We start from the raw sequence: 12,926 nt of genomic DNA, 5'->3' as shown, positions 1-12,926 counted from the left end.
GTTGGAATCGGTTTTCCTACGTCACGCTCATAAAAATGGCGTGCAGGGCGCGGTCTTCGCCGACCGCGCAAGGCTTGGGAATGCGGTTATGGCCGGAGCGTGTCCGGAACCATTCACCAATGAGAACGATTGATGTCTTGAAATAATTAGTCCGCAGACCTCAACCCCAACAGGGACGGACGCGACAGCGTGTCGCAGTTCGCACTCTGCACTTTCGCGGCGCATTAATTCTCTTTCTCAATTGACAATCATTATCATTCAACATAATTTGTCGCTCGATGTGTAGGACGGCTCCCCAACGCTTGTCGTCCCACAACCCTATTTGCAGCAAGGTGATTTCCATGACGGAACAAGTATCCACAAGCAGGTGCGATTCACCGCTACTTCAGGCCTTTGTCGACAACCGACTGATTCTGGTCAAAATTGCCGCCCGCATTACCGGCTGCCGCTCGCGAGCTGAGGACGTGGTGCAAGATGCGTTTTTCCGGCTGCAATCGGCGCCGCAGATCACGTCTTCGATCAAGGCCCAGCTCAGCTACCTGTTCCAGATCGTGCGCAACCTGGCGATCGACCACTACCGTAAACAGGCGCTGGAGCTGAAGTACTCCGGCCCTGAAGAAGAGGGTTTGAACGTGGTGATCCAGGGCGCTTCGCCGGAAACCTCGCACATCAACTTCTCCACCCTGGAGCACATCGCCGACGCGCTGACCGAGCTGCCGAGCCGCACGCGCTACGCGTTCGAGATGTACCGCTTGCACGGCGTGCCGCAAAAGGACATCGCCAAGGAACTCGGCGTCTCGCCGACCCTGGTGAACTTCATGATTCGCGACGCGCTGGTGCATTGCCGCAAAGTGTCGGGCAGTCGTGCGGATACGTTTGCCCGTCGTTGAGATCCGATATTTTCGTCGCCCCGTTCGCGGGCAAGCCTCGCTCCTACAGGTTTTGCGCCAACCGCACACCTGTAGGAGCGAGGCTTGCCCGCGAAGGCTGGCTCAAGACCGCAACGGATCTTGAGCCCTACGCCTCACGCCAATTTGCACCGATCAAAAAACCGCTCACGCCCCAACACCATCAACGCCGCGCGCTTGTGCGGGAAGTCGAATTCTTTCTCGCAGTGGAAACACTGGTTGTGCAGGTGCCCGATCATCTTTGCGTTGTCGGCGCGGGGTTCGGCGACGACTTTCTGCGTGCGCGGATCGTCGAGGAACAGGCAATGCACCAGCGCCGATAACCAGCTCGCCACCTTGTGCGGGCCGCGGTGCGCTTCTTCACCCACCAGCATGTGAATGCCGCGGTCGTAATCGCCGGCGTCGTAGAACGGCGCGATGCGATCTTCCTTGGCCCAGTAGGCTTCAAAGTACGCAAATGGCTGATCATCGAAACAACCGATCAGCGTCAGCGTGTGCGGATCGGCGTCGAGCTTGCTCAGGTATTCGCGATGTTTGTCGAGACTGCCCTCCTCCTGCCAGAAACTGGCCACCCGCGGGCTGTTCTGCCAGCGATTGAAACGCGGCAAATCCTGTTCGATTTCGACCGTGCGCAACGACACCCACGCACCCAGGCGCGCATCGAAACGTCGATAGACTTCGCCGCGCGGTTTGGCCCGGCGCAAGGGATGACGCTTGCCGCCGCTGCTGACCATCTGCTGCGGATAGCTACCCGTCAGCGATTCGCCGAGCCACGGCTGCGGCAACTGCCAGAACAGGGTGCGTTCGCAGCGGTACTCGCCCGCCGTTTCGGTCGGGATCAGCAAACCGCTGAACAGCGCTTCGGTGGGCGCCTCGTCCAGGCGCCAGGTCAGGCGCTGGCACGCCGGATCCCGGGCAAACAGCCAATAACAGGCGGCCCAGAAAGCTTGACCCGCTGGCAAGCCGAAGCGTTCGTCGACTTCGATGTGCAACGCGGGTTCACGACTCAGGCGCAAGCGGATCAGCGGCTGCCCTTCCAGGGTGAGGCTCAGGCGGCTTTCGGTTTCATCGGCTACAAGACTGCGCCCTGACGGCAAGGCCAGGGCAGTCAGGTCATTCAGATTGGACATGGGTCGGGCTCACAGTAATCGTCGACAGTTCAACGATGTGACGTGAGCCGGAGCGGGAAATTTAAGCGAACGCGTTAAATCCGCGACCTGCGGCAGGTTTTCAGGATTTTGGCACCGGCACCACGGCAATCTTGTACGGCTGGAAGATCTTCAGCATCTGGCCGTTATCGCGCAAGCCTTGCAGCAATTTGCTGAATGCCGGGCCACTGATCGGCGCGGCCGGGCTGAGCAGCGCGTAGTGGTGATAGACCTGATCGATGCGCTGGGACACCAGCAGTTGATCAGCGACTTGCTCGTTGCGCAGCAGGTAATCGCTCAGGTAAGAGCGCGTGACCAGAGCAATGTCGGCCCGGTCGCGCAAGACCATCAGCAGGTTGCTGTCATGGGAATAGGTCAGCGTGGCGTTGAAGTTCTGCGCGAGGAATTTCGGGTCGGCGTTAAAGTTGGCGAACTCATAGTGATAGCCGCTGAACAAGGCCAGGCGCTTGCCCGTGAGGTCGGCAAAATAGCTCTCGTGGCGCTCGGGTTTGCGCTGGGCGACAAAAATCTCGGCGTCTTCCAGGCCCATGTCGACGGTGGTGTGAGGAATCTCCTTCCAGCCCCAATCCGGGTTCTCGAAGATCGCCATGTCCACCCGACCTTGCTTGAAATCGCCGAAACGCCGGGGGATGGAGGTCGGCACCAGCACGAACTGGTAATCGGTTTGCAACTGGTTCAAGGCTTCCACCAATTGCGGCAGCAGGCCCGTGTCGGCGCCGGACTCCGGGCGCACGGTGTAAGGCGGGAAATGCGCAGCACCGACCCGCACCAGTTGTGCCGCCTGGGACGGCAACACCCATAGCACCGCTAATGCCGCCAGCAAGAGCCGCGACACCGTCCACATTGGCGAAGACATCAAAACAACCCACTCCCCAAATAAAATACGCATCAATGCATTCAAGCTAGGCGGTTTCGCCTACTTAGCCAGTTTATCGTCGAGATAGACGTCTCACGGCTTCTCTTCAAGCACCAGAATCAACGCCTCTTCGGCCAATTGCTCAAGGCTCATGCTGCCGCCGGCGCGAAACCAGGTGGTGGTCCAGGACAAGGCGCCCGTCAGGAACCGCCGGGTGATGAACACATCACCGCGGATAAAACCGGCTTCCTTGGCTTCCCCGAGCACCTGCAGCCAGATCGCTTCATAGATGTCCCGCAGCGCCAGCACCTGGACCTGGCCGTCTTCGGACAGCGAACGCCATTCGTAGACCAGCACCGCCATGGCTTCGCCGCTACCGCCCATGATCGACTGCAACTCGCAGCGGATCAGCGCCAGCACTCGCTCGCGCACGTTGCCGGCCTCGGCCAGGGCCGCTTGCATCAACGCGGTGTTGTAGCGAATGGTCTCTTCCATCACGGCGCGCAGGATCTCGTCCTTGCTTTTGAAGTGATGAAAAATACTGCCCGACTGAATGCCCACCGCGCCGGCCAGGTCGCGCACCGTGGTGCGTTCATAGCCTTTATTGCGGAACAGGTGAGCCGCCACTTGCAGCAGTTTGCCGCGGGCGCTGTCCGGGTCGGTCAATTGGCCGTTGTCGACCAATTCGCGCATCACCCCGAGGGCTTTTTGCTCGTCCACCCGTTATCTCCTACAGTCGTTCAGTCAAATGCGCCCTTCGCCGCTAAAACAGCGGGGTTGCGCGGGCAATTTAAGCTGGCCGGGACGACCAAGCAAGCGCTTGGGCCGAAGATATTTCAGGCGTTTACAAACCAAGCGCTTGCTTGGTAGTCTCGGAGCACTTCTGTCGGAGCTGAGCATGGAGTCGACTGTGCCAAAAACAATCCGCATCGGTTGCGCCAGTGCCTTCTGGGGCGACACCTGCACCGCCGCTGCGCAACTGGTGCAAGGCGGGCGCCTGGACTATCTGGTGTTCGATTACCTGGCCGAGATCACGATGTCGATCATGGCCGGCGCCCGGATGAAAGATCCCCAGGCCGGCTACGCCACTGACTTCATCGAAGTCCTCGGTCCTTTGCTGCCACAACTCGCCGAACAGAAGATCCGCGTCATCAGCAACGCCGGCGGGGTCAACCCGCAGGCCTGCGCCGCCGCCCTGCAAGCGGCGTGCGACAAGGCCGGGGTGGCACTGAAGATTGCCGTGCTGCTGGGCGACGACCTGCAACCACAGTTCAAACAACTCGCCAGCCAAGGCCTGCGCGAGATGTTCAGCGGCGCGCCGTTGCCGCCGATGTGCGTGTCCACCAACGCCTACCTCGGCGCGCCGGGCATCGTCGAAGCCCTGCGCCTGGGCGCGGACATCGTGATCACCGGCCGGGTGGTCGACAGCGCCGTAGTCAGTGCCGCACTGGTGCATGAATTCGGCTGGTCGTGGCACGACTACGACAAACTGGCCCAGGCCGCGCTGGCCGGGCACATCATTGAGTGCGGCGCCCAGTGCACCGGCGGCAATTTCACCGACTGGCGCGAGGTGCCCGATTACGAGCACATCGGCTTCCCCATCGTCGAAGTCAGCGCCGACAGCCAGTTCATCGTCAGCAAACCCGAGGGCTCCGGCGGATTGGTCACGCCGCTGACCGTCGGCGAGCAGATGCTCTATGAAATCGGCGACCCACGGGCCTATCGGCTGCCGGACGTGGTCTGCGATTTCAGCCAGGTCAAGCTTCAGCAACAGGGCAAGCATGGGGTGCAGGTCCACGGCGCGAAAGGCTTGCCGCCGACCGATCAATACAAGGTCAGCGCCACTTACCCCGACGGTTTCCGCTGCACCGCCAGTTGCCTGATCGCCGGCATCGATGCGGTGGACAAGGCACGGCGGGTCAGCGCAGCGATCATCAACAAGACGTCAGAGATTTTCAGCCAGCGCGGCTGGGCACCCTACAGCGAAGTGAACATCGAACTGCTCGGCAGCGAAGCCACCTACGGCCCCCACGGCCAGCGCCACGACAGCCGCGAAGTGGTGATCAAACTCGCCGTGCGCCACCCGAGCAAACAGGCGCTGATCGTGTTCTCCCGGGAAATCGCCCAGGCCGCCACCGGCATGGCACCCGGGTTGACCGGGATCGTTGGCGGGCGGCCTTCGGTGTATCCGTTGATCCGGCTGTTCTCGTTCCTGATCGACAAAAACGCCTGCACGCTGGAGATTGATCTCAACGGTCAGCGCCACGCCTGCGCCCTGCCCAGCCTCGATCCGCTGGACACCGACGCCCTGCCCGCCCCGCATGAATTGCCCAAACCCCAGGGCCGGGCCGACGCCAGCGTGGCACTGGTCAAACTCGCGGTGGCGCGCTCCGGCGACAAGGGCAACCACAGCAACATCGGGGTCATGGCGCGGCAGCCGCAGTTCCTGCCCTGGATCGCCGAAGCGCTGACACCGGAAGTAATCGTCGACTGGATGAGCCACGTGCTCGACCCGGTCCACGGCCGTGTCGAGCGCTGGTACCTGCCCGGCACCCACAGCTTGAACTTCCTGCTGGAAAACGCCCTCGGCGGTGGCGGCGTGGCCAGCCTGCGGATCGATCCGCAAGGCAAGGCTTTCGCCCAGCAACTGCTGGAGATCCAGATTCCGGTGCCCCAGAGCATCGCCGACCAGGTCAACTAGAGGACCGCTGCCATGGCTTACGACTCGATTTTCAAACCCGACCTGTTCGCCGGCCACACCATCATCGTCACCGGCGGCGGCAGCGGCATCGGCCGTTGCACCGCCCACGAACTCGCGGCCCTCGGCGCCCATGTGCTGCTGGTGGGGCGCAACGCCGACAAACTGCGCAACGTCGCCACCGAGATCGCCGAGGACGGCGGCAAGGCGGACTGGAAGACCTGCGATATTCGCGAGGAAGAAGCGGTCAAGCATCTGGTCAGCGAGTTGATCCGCCTGTTCGGACCGATCCATGGCCTGGTCAACAACGCTGGCGGCCAGTTCCCGTCGCCCCTGGCCTCGATCAATCAGAAAGGTTTCGAAACCGTGATGCGCACCAACCTGGTGGGCGGTTTCCTGATGGCCCGGGAAGTGTTCAACCAGTCCATGAGCAAACACGGCGGGGCCATCGTCAACATGCTCGCCGACATGTGGGGCGGCATGCCCGGCATGGGCCATTCGGGTGCATCGCGCTCGGGCATGGACAACCTGACCAAGACCGCCGCGTTCGAATGGGGTTATGCCGGGGTGCGGGTCAACGCCGTGGCGCCGGGCTGGATCGCCTCCAGTGGCATGGACACTTACGAAGGCGCGTTCAAGGCCGTGATCCCGACCCTGCGCGAACATGTACCGCTCAAGCGTATCGGCACCGAATCGGAAGTGAGTGCGGCGATTGTGTTCCTGCTCAGCCCGGCGGCGGCGTTCGTCAGTGGCAGCACCTTGCGCATCGATGGCGCCGCGAGCCTGGGCGGTCGGGCGTGGCCGATTCACAAGGCGCAGAACAGTGAGTCGTACAACGGCTTCCATCGCGCCTATTTGCCGGACGTACTCAAGGACAAGGAATAAGCCATGCCGGTGATCGAGTCCCAGATCGACCCTTTCAGCGAACAGTTCGCGCAAAACCGTGCAGCGATGCTGGTGGGTATCGAGCATATCCGTCAGCTCGAACAGAATTTGCTGAACAAGGCCTTGGAGGCCAAAGCCAAGTTCGACAAGCGCGGGCAATTGCTGCCCCGTGAACGCCTCAATCTATTGCTCGACCCCGGCGCGCCGTTCCTCGAACTGGCAAGCCTGGCCGGCTACAAGCTGCACGACGATAAGGATGGCAGTTCGGCCGGCGGCGGCTTGATTGCCGGGATCGGCTACGTGTCCGGCGCACGGGTGCTGGTGGTGGCGAACAACAGCGCGATCAAGGGCGGGACCATTTCCCCCAGCGGTTTGAAAAAATCCCTGCGCCTGCAACAGATCGCCATGGAAAACAAACTGCCGGTGATCACCCTCGCCGAAAGCGGCGGCGCCAACCTCAATTACGCCGCCGACATTTTCATCGAAGGCGCGCGCAGCTTTGCCAATCAGGCGCGGATGTCCGCCATGGGTTTGCCGCAGATCACGGTGGTGCATGGCTCGGCCACCGCCGGCGGCGCCTATCAGCCGGGGTTGTCGGATTACGTGGTGGTGGTGCGCGGCAAGGCCAAGCTGTTTCTCGCCGGCCCGCCGCTGCTCAAAGCCGCCACGGGCGAAGTCGCCACCGATGAAGAATTGGGCGGCGCCGAGATGCACGCGCAAACCGCCGGCACCGCCGAATACCTGGCGGAAAACGATGCCGACGGTGTGCGTCTGGTGCGCGAGATTGTCAGCCTGATGGCGTGGAACGAGCAGTTGCCCTGGCTGCCCGAACCGCAGTGGAAAGAACCGCTCTACCCCATCGACGAACTGCTGGGGCTGATCCCGGATGACCCGAAAAAACCCTACGACGTGCGCGAAATCATCGCCCGGATTGCCGACGCCTCGAACTTCCTGGAATTCAAGGGCGAGTTCGATCAACAGACGATTTGCGGCCATCTGAAAATCCAGGGCCGCGCTTGCGGGTTTATCGGCAATAACGGCCCGATCACACCGAAGGGCGCAAGCAAGGCGGCGCAGTTTATTCAGCTGTGCGACCAGAGCCAGACGCCGCTGCTGTTTTTCCACAACACCACCGGGTTCATGGTCGGCACCGAATCGGAGCAGCAAGGGGTGATCAAGCACGGCGCGAAAATGATCCAGGCGGTGGCCAATGCCCGGGTGCCCAAACTGACCATCGTCGTCGGCGGTTCCTACGGCGCCGGCAACTACGCGATGTGCGGCCGTGGCCTGGACCCGCGTTTCATTTTTGCCTGGCCCAACAGTCGCACCGCCGTGATGGGTGGCGCCCAGGCCGGCAAGGTGCTGCGGATCGTCACCGAGGCCAAGCAGCTCAAGGACGGTCTGGTGCCGGACCCGAAAATGCTCGACATGCTGGAGCAGGTCACCGCGCAGAAACTCGACAGCCAGTCCACTGCGCTTTATGGCAGCGCCAGTTTGTGGGACGACGGGCTGATCGATCCGCGGGATACCCGGACCTTGCTCGGTTACTTGCTGGACATTTGCCACGAGGCCGAGGTTCGGCCGCTGCAAGCCAACAGTTTTGGTGTCGCCAGATTTTGATCGTTTGATCGTTCCCACGCTCTGCGTGGGAATGCAGCCCGGGACGCTCCGCGTTCCAAAGCGGACGCAGAGCGTCCATAGAGGCGTTCCCACGCTGAGCGTGGTAACGATCATGGATATAAGGAGAACAATAAAAATGATCTTCACCCAGGAACACGAAGCACTGCGCCGCACCGTTCGCCAGTTTGTCGATCACGAGATCAATCCGCACGTCGAAGCATGGGAAAAGGCCGGACGCTTTCCGATCCATGAGATTTTCCGCGAGGCCGGCGACCTCGGTTTGCTGGGGATTTCCAAGCCGGAGAAGTTCGGTGGCATGGGCCTGGACTACAGCTATTCGATCGTCGCCGCCGAAGAGTTCGGCACCATTCATTGCGGCGGGATTCCGATGTCCATCGGCGTGCAGACCGACATGTGCACCCCGGCTCTGGCCCGCTTCGGCTCCGATGAATTGCGCGAAGAGTTCCTGCGCCCGGCGATCACCGGCGAGCAGGTCGGCTGCATCGGTGTCTCGGAAGTCGGCGCCGGCTCCGATGTCGCCGGGCTGAAAACCACCGCGCGCAAGGACGGCGACGACTACGTGATCAACGGCAGCAAGATGTGGATCACCAACTCGCCGAGCGCCGATTTCATCTGCCTGCTGGCCAACACCTCGGACGACAAACCCCACGTCAACAAGTCGCTGATCATGGTGCCGATGAACACGCCCGGCATCAGCCTGAGTTCGCACCTGGACAAGCTCGGCATGCGCAGCTCGGAAACCGCCCAGGTGTTTTTCGACAACGTGCGCGTGCCACAACGCAACCGCATCGGCCATGAAGGCGCGGGGTTCATGATGCAGATGTTGCAGTTCCAGGAAGAACGCCTGTTCGGCGCGGCGAACATGATCAAGGGCCTGGAATACTGCATCGACAGCACCATCGAGTACTGCAAGGAACGCAAGACCTTCGGCAACGCGCTGATCGACAACCAGGTGATTCACTTTCGCCTGGCCGAACTGCAAACCGAAATCGAATGCCTGCGGGCGCTGGTCTATCAGGCCACCGAGCAGTACATCAAAGGCCAGGACGTCACGCGCCTGGCGTCGATGGCCAAACTCAAGGCCGGACGCCTGGGCCGGGAAGTCAGCGACAGTTGCCTGCAATATTGGGGCGGCATGGGCTTCATGTGGGACAACCCGGTAGCCCGGGCTTACCGCGATGTGCGGCTGGTATCGATTGGCGGCGGCGCCGACGAAATCATGCTGGGGATCATCTGCAAACTCATGGGCACCCTGCCGGGGAAAAAGAAATGAACAGCCTGCCGGTTTGCCAGACGCTGTTGCTCGAACTGCACAACGGCGTGCTGCACATCACCCTCAACCGCCCGGAAAGCCGCAACGCCATGAGCTTGCAGATGGTCGCCGAATTGCGCGCGGTGCTGGCGGCGGTGCGCGATGACCACGCGGTTCGCGCCCTGGTGATTGGCGGTGCCGGCGGGCACTTCTGCGCCGGTGGCGACATCAAGGACATGGCCAACGCCCGCGCCCAAGGGCCGGAGGCTTATCGCGACTTGAACCGGGCATTCGGTGCCTTGCTGCAAGAAGTGCAGCACGCGCCGCAAGTGGTGATCACCGTGCTGCAAGGCGCAGTGCTGGGCGGTGGTTTTGGTCTGGCGTGCGTCAGCGACGTGGCGCTGGCCGATCATCAGGCCCAGTTCGGTTTGCCGGAAACCAGCCTCGGCCTGCTGCCGGCGCAGATCGCGCCGTTTGTGGTCCAGCGCATCGGCCTGACCCAGGCCCGGCGGCTGGCCCTGACGGCGGCGCGGTTCGATGGCACTCACGCGCGTCGCATGGGCCTGGTGCACTTTGTCGAACACGACGCGCAAGCCCTGGCCGAGCGCCTCGAAGAGGTGTTGGCCCATGTCTTGTGCTGCGCGCCGGGGGCGAATGCCTTGACCAAAAAACTGTTGCTGGCGAGCGCCGGGCAACCTTCCGATGCCTTGCTGGATCAAGCGGCGCAGTGGTTCAGCGAAGCGGTGTCCGGGGTTGAAGGGGTCGAGGGGACGATGGCTTTTGTGCAAAAGCGTAAGCCGGGGTGGGCCCTGTAGGAGCGAGGCTTGCCCGCGAAGAGGCCGTCACATCCACCGCAAAACCAAGGGAATAAGCCATGCCCGGATTCAACAAAATCCTGATTGCCAACCGCGGTGAAATCGCCTGCCGCATCCAGCGCACCGCCCAGGCCCTGGGCTACCGCACTGTCGCCGTATTCAGCGACGCCGACGCCGATGCCCTGCACGTGCAAATGGCCGACGAAGCCGTGAACATCGGCCCGGCCCCGGTGCAGCAGTCCTACCTGAACATCCCGGCCATTATCGAGGCGGCCCGCCGCACCGGCGCCGATGCAATCCACCCCGGCTACGGCTTCCTCTCGGAAAACCCCGGGTTCGCCCTTGCCTGCCAACAGGCCAACATCACCTTCATCGGCCCCAGCCCCGAAGCCATCGAGTTGATGGGCAGTAAACGCCTGTCGAAACTCGCCATGCTCGCGGCCGGCGTGCCTTGCATCAAAGGCTATCAAGGCGCCGAGCAGGACGACGCCACCCTGAGCCGCGAAGCCGAACGCATCGGCTATCCACTGATGATCAAGGCCAGCGCCGGCGGTGGCGGGCGCGGCATGCGCCTGGTCCACGACGCCAGTGATCTGCTGGAGCAACTGCGCACCGCCCGCTCCGAAGCCCTGCACGGGTTTGGCCATGACGAGCTGATCCTTGAGCAAGCGCTGATCGATACGCGCCATGTCGAGGTGCAAGTGTTCGGCGACCAGCATGGCAACCTGATCTACCTCGGCGAACGCGACTGTTCGATCCAGCGCCGGCACCAGAAAATCATCGAGGAAGCGCCCTGCCCCGTCATGACGGCCGATCTGCGCCAGGCCATGGGCGAAGCGGCGCTCAAGGCCGGGCGAGCGGTGAACTATGTCGGCGCCGGCACCGTGGAATTCCTGCTGGACGCTCGCGGGCAGTTTTACTTTCTGGAGATGAACACCCGGCTGCAGGTGGAACACCCGGTGACCGAACTGATCACCGGCCTCGACCTCGTTGCCTGGCAGTTGCACGTCGCCGAAGGCCTGCCGCTGCCGCTGCGCCAGGAGGAGGTGCAGCTCAACGGACATGCCCTGGAAGTGCGCCTGTACGCCGAAGACCCGGCCCGGGGTTTCCTGCCGCAGACCGGGCAGATCAGTGCCTGGGAACCGGCGATGCACGGTGGCGTGCGCATCGACCATGGCCTGATCGACGGCCAGCACATCAGCCCCTTCTACGACCCTTTGCTGGGCAAGCTGATCGCCCACGGCGCCACCCGCGAAGAAGCCCGGCGCAAGCTGCTGCGAGCGGTGCAGGACAGCGTGTTGCTGGGGGTGCAAAGCAATCAGCGTCTGCTCGCCAGCCTGCTGCAACACCCGCAATTTATCCGCGGTGAATTCGGCACCGGGTTTATCCCGACGCATTTTTCCGACCATCCTTGCCTGCACGCCCATGTTCCGAGCGCTGAAGAACTGGCGATCGCGGCGGCGCTGCTCTATCACGCCTGTGCGCAACAGCACCGCGCGCCATTGGCCGGTTGGCGCAACAACGCCAGTGTGCCGCTGCACTACCGCCTCGGCGTGGAAGACAAGGACTGGGCCGTGGAACTGAACGCGGTGCCAGACGAGCCATACCGGCTGCAGGTCGGCGAGCGGAAACTCGCCCTGAAGATGATTCATTGCGACGGACACCAGGCCACCCTGGAAATCGACGGCATCCGCCAGCGCCATGCCTATCGCCTCGACGCCGGGCAACTGTGGTTGTTCACCCGCCCCGGCAGCCTGCGCCTGGAGGATCGCACGCAGTTGCCGGTCAGCAGTCAGGCCAGCATCAGCTCCGGCACGCTCAAGGCGCCAATGGACGGGGCGATCGTCGATGTGCTGGTCAGTGAGGGCAGCCCGGTCAGCAAGGGCCAGCTCCTGGTGGTGCTGGAGGCGATGAAAATGGAGCATCCGCTCAAATCCGGCATCGACGGCGTGCTTAAACGGTTGCAGGTACGGGTCGGCGATCAGGTCAAAAATCGCCAGATTTTGCTGGAGGTCGAATAAGGCGCTAGGCGGATCCGCCGGGTTTGGCTACGCTCAAGCCCTATCAGCACGCGGATACCAGGAACCCTGCGATGCCTCACTGGTTGGTCATTGATCTGGAAGCCACCACCGATGAGGGCGGCTGGCCAGTTACAGAAATGGAAATCATCGAAATCGGTGCCACCCTGGTGGACCGAAAAGGTCGAGAGCTGGACCAGTTCCAGCGCTTCGTACGCCCGACGCGCCGGCCTTTGTTGACGCCGTTTTGTCGGGAGCTGACTCACATCACCCAGGCCAATATCGACACCGCGCAGCCACTGACCGAGGTCTGGCCGGCGTTCGAGCGCTGGCTCGGCCAGCATCACTCGCGCCTGGAAGGCTGGGCCAGTTGGGGCGATTACGATCGCAAGCAACTGCTACAGGAATGGCAACGCCTGCAACTCGACAGCTTCCTGATCCAGGTGCCGCACATGAACCTCAAGCAGCGTTTCGCCAAGGCCCGGCGGCTGGAACGTCCGCTGGGTCTCAACGGCGCGCTGCAACTGGCGGGCATGCAATTCAATGGGCAACAGCATCGGGCGCTGGAAGATGCGCGTAATACCGCGCGGCTACTACCGCTGGTGCTGCCCCTCTAGGAAGGTGACGGCGCCAGGGGTGTTGTGCATACTGGCCGGCCCTTTTCAGCCCTTTTCGAGGAATCGC

11 protein-coding genes are annotated in these 12,926 nt (G+C 62.5%); 8 read left to right on the top strand and 3 right to left on the bottom strand.

Annotation, left to right across the window (positions count from 1 at the left end; all coding sequences use genetic code 11):
* Positions 1 to 341 precede the first annotated feature (341 nt).
* A complete protein-coding gene (locus ACZ89E_RS01645; RefSeq protein ID WP_149661803.1) occupies positions 342 to 890 on the top strand; it encodes an RNA polymerase factor sigma-70 in 549 nt (182 codons plus the stop codon).
* Positions 891 to 1,024: 134 nt separating this feature from the next.
* On the opposite strand, the gene ACZ89E_RS01640 is transcribed toward ACZ89E_RS01645, so the two are convergent.
* The 3 genes from ACZ89E_RS01640 to ACZ89E_RS01630 form a co-directional block, all read right to left on the bottom strand.
* On the bottom strand, positions 1,025 to 2,038 hold the full coding sequence (locus ACZ89E_RS01640) for a GNAT family N-acetyltransferase (protein WP_476254691.1): 1,014 nt from the start codon (positions 2,036 to 2,038) through the stop codon (positions 1,025 to 1,027).
* 100 nt (positions 2,039 to 2,138) lie between these two features.
* Entirely contained in the window at positions 2,139 to 2,933 is a 795-nt protein-coding gene (locus tag ACZ89E_RS01635; protein WP_178129280.1) for a substrate-binding periplasmic protein, read from the bottom strand.
* A gap of 93 nt (positions 2,934 to 3,026) precedes the next feature.
* Complete coding sequence (locus ACZ89E_RS01630; protein WP_463258061.1) at positions 3,027 to 3,653, bottom strand: TetR/AcrR family transcriptional regulator; 627 nt, start codon at positions 3,651 to 3,653, stop codon at positions 3,027 to 3,029.
* Between the two features lie 190 nt (positions 3,654 to 3,843).
* Between ACZ89E_RS01630 and ACZ89E_RS01625 the strand changes: the two genes are divergently transcribed.
* The 7 genes from ACZ89E_RS01625 (at position 3,844) to ACZ89E_RS01595 (ending at position 12,859) form a co-directional block, all read left to right on the top strand.
* Positions 3,844 to 5,634: an acyclic terpene utilization AtuA family protein gene (locus ACZ89E_RS01625; protein ID WP_476254690.1), complete on the top strand. Its 1,791-nt coding sequence runs from the start codon at positions 3,844 to 3,846 to the stop codon at positions 5,632 to 5,634.
* A 12-nt stretch (positions 5,635 to 5,646) separates the two neighbouring features.
* Positions 5,647 to 6,516: an SDR family oxidoreductase gene (locus tag ACZ89E_RS01620; RefSeq protein ID WP_149661807.1), complete on the top strand. Its 870-nt coding sequence runs from the start codon at positions 5,647 to 5,649 to the stop codon at positions 6,514 to 6,516.
* A 3-nt stretch (positions 6,517 to 6,519) separates the two neighbouring features.
* A complete protein-coding gene (gene atuC / locus ACZ89E_RS01615) occupies positions 6,520 to 8,136 on the top strand; it encodes a geranyl-CoA carboxylase subunit beta (RefSeq protein ID WP_149661808.1) in 1,617 nt (538 codons plus the stop codon).
* Between the two features lie 136 nt (positions 8,137 to 8,272).
* Positions 8,273 to 9,430, top strand: coding sequence for a citronellyl-CoA dehydrogenase (gene atuD, locus ACZ89E_RS01610; RefSeq protein ID WP_476254689.1), 1,158 nt, complete (start codon positions 8,273 to 8,275; stop codon positions 9,428 to 9,430).
* On the top strand, positions 9,427 to 10,224 hold the full coding sequence (locus ACZ89E_RS01605; protein ID WP_149661810.1) for an enoyl-CoA hydratase/isomerase family protein: 798 nt from the start codon (positions 9,427 to 9,429) through the stop codon (positions 10,222 to 10,224). Before atuD ends, ACZ89E_RS01605 begins: the two co-directional genes overlap by 4 nt.
* Positions 10,225 to 10,283: 59 nt before the next feature.
* Positions 10,284 to 12,245: an acetyl/propionyl/methylcrotonyl-CoA carboxylase subunit alpha gene (locus ACZ89E_RS01600; protein WP_476254688.1), complete on the top strand. Its 1,962-nt coding sequence runs from the start codon at positions 10,284 to 10,286 to the stop codon at positions 12,243 to 12,245.
* A gap of 71 nt (positions 12,246 to 12,316) precedes the next feature.
* Entirely contained in the window at positions 12,317 to 12,859 is a 543-nt protein-coding gene (locus ACZ89E_RS01595; protein ID WP_476254687.1) for a 3'-5' exonuclease, read from the top strand.
* Positions 12,860 to 12,926 lie beyond the last annotated feature (67 nt).

This window comes from Pseudomonas sp. TE3899 (genome assembly GCF_056279105.1).
The sequence above is the reverse complement of the archived record's forward strand: the minus strand, read 5'-3'. Positions and strand labels throughout refer to the sequence as shown.

Bases quoted from the DNA above. Each gene is read 5' to 3' on its own strand.
- ACZ89E_RS01635 (WP_178129280.1), bottom strand. From the start codon at position 2,933: ATGTCTTCGCCAATGTGGACGGTGTCGCGGCTCTTGCTGGCGGCATTA.
- ACZ89E_RS01600 (WP_476254688.1), top strand. From the start codon at position 10,284: ATGCCCGGATTCAACAAAATCCTGATTGCCAACCGCGGTGAAATCGCC.
- ACZ89E_RS01595 (WP_476254687.1), top strand. From the start codon at position 12,317: ATGCCTCACTGGTTGGTCATTGATCTGGAAGCCACCACCGATGAGGGC.
- atuC (WP_149661808.1), top strand. From the start codon at position 6,520: ATGCCGGTGATCGAGTCCCAGATCGACCCTTTCAGCGAACAGTTCGCG.
- ACZ89E_RS01640 (WP_476254691.1), bottom strand. From the start codon at position 2,038: ATGTCCAATCTGAATGACCTGACTGCCCTGGCCTTGCCGTCAGGGCGC.
- ACZ89E_RS01620 (WP_149661807.1), top strand. From the start codon at position 5,647: ATGGCTTACGACTCGATTTTCAAACCCGACCTGTTCGCCGGCCACACC.
- ACZ89E_RS01605 (WP_149661810.1), top strand. From the start codon at position 9,427: ATGAACAGCCTGCCGGTTTGCCAGACGCTGTTGCTCGAACTGCACAAC.
- ACZ89E_RS01645 (WP_149661803.1), top strand. From the start codon at position 342: ATGACGGAACAAGTATCCACAAGCAGGTGCGATTCACCGCTACTTCAG.
- atuD (WP_476254689.1), top strand. From the start codon at position 8,273: ATGATCTTCACCCAGGAACACGAAGCACTGCGCCGCACCGTTCGCCAG.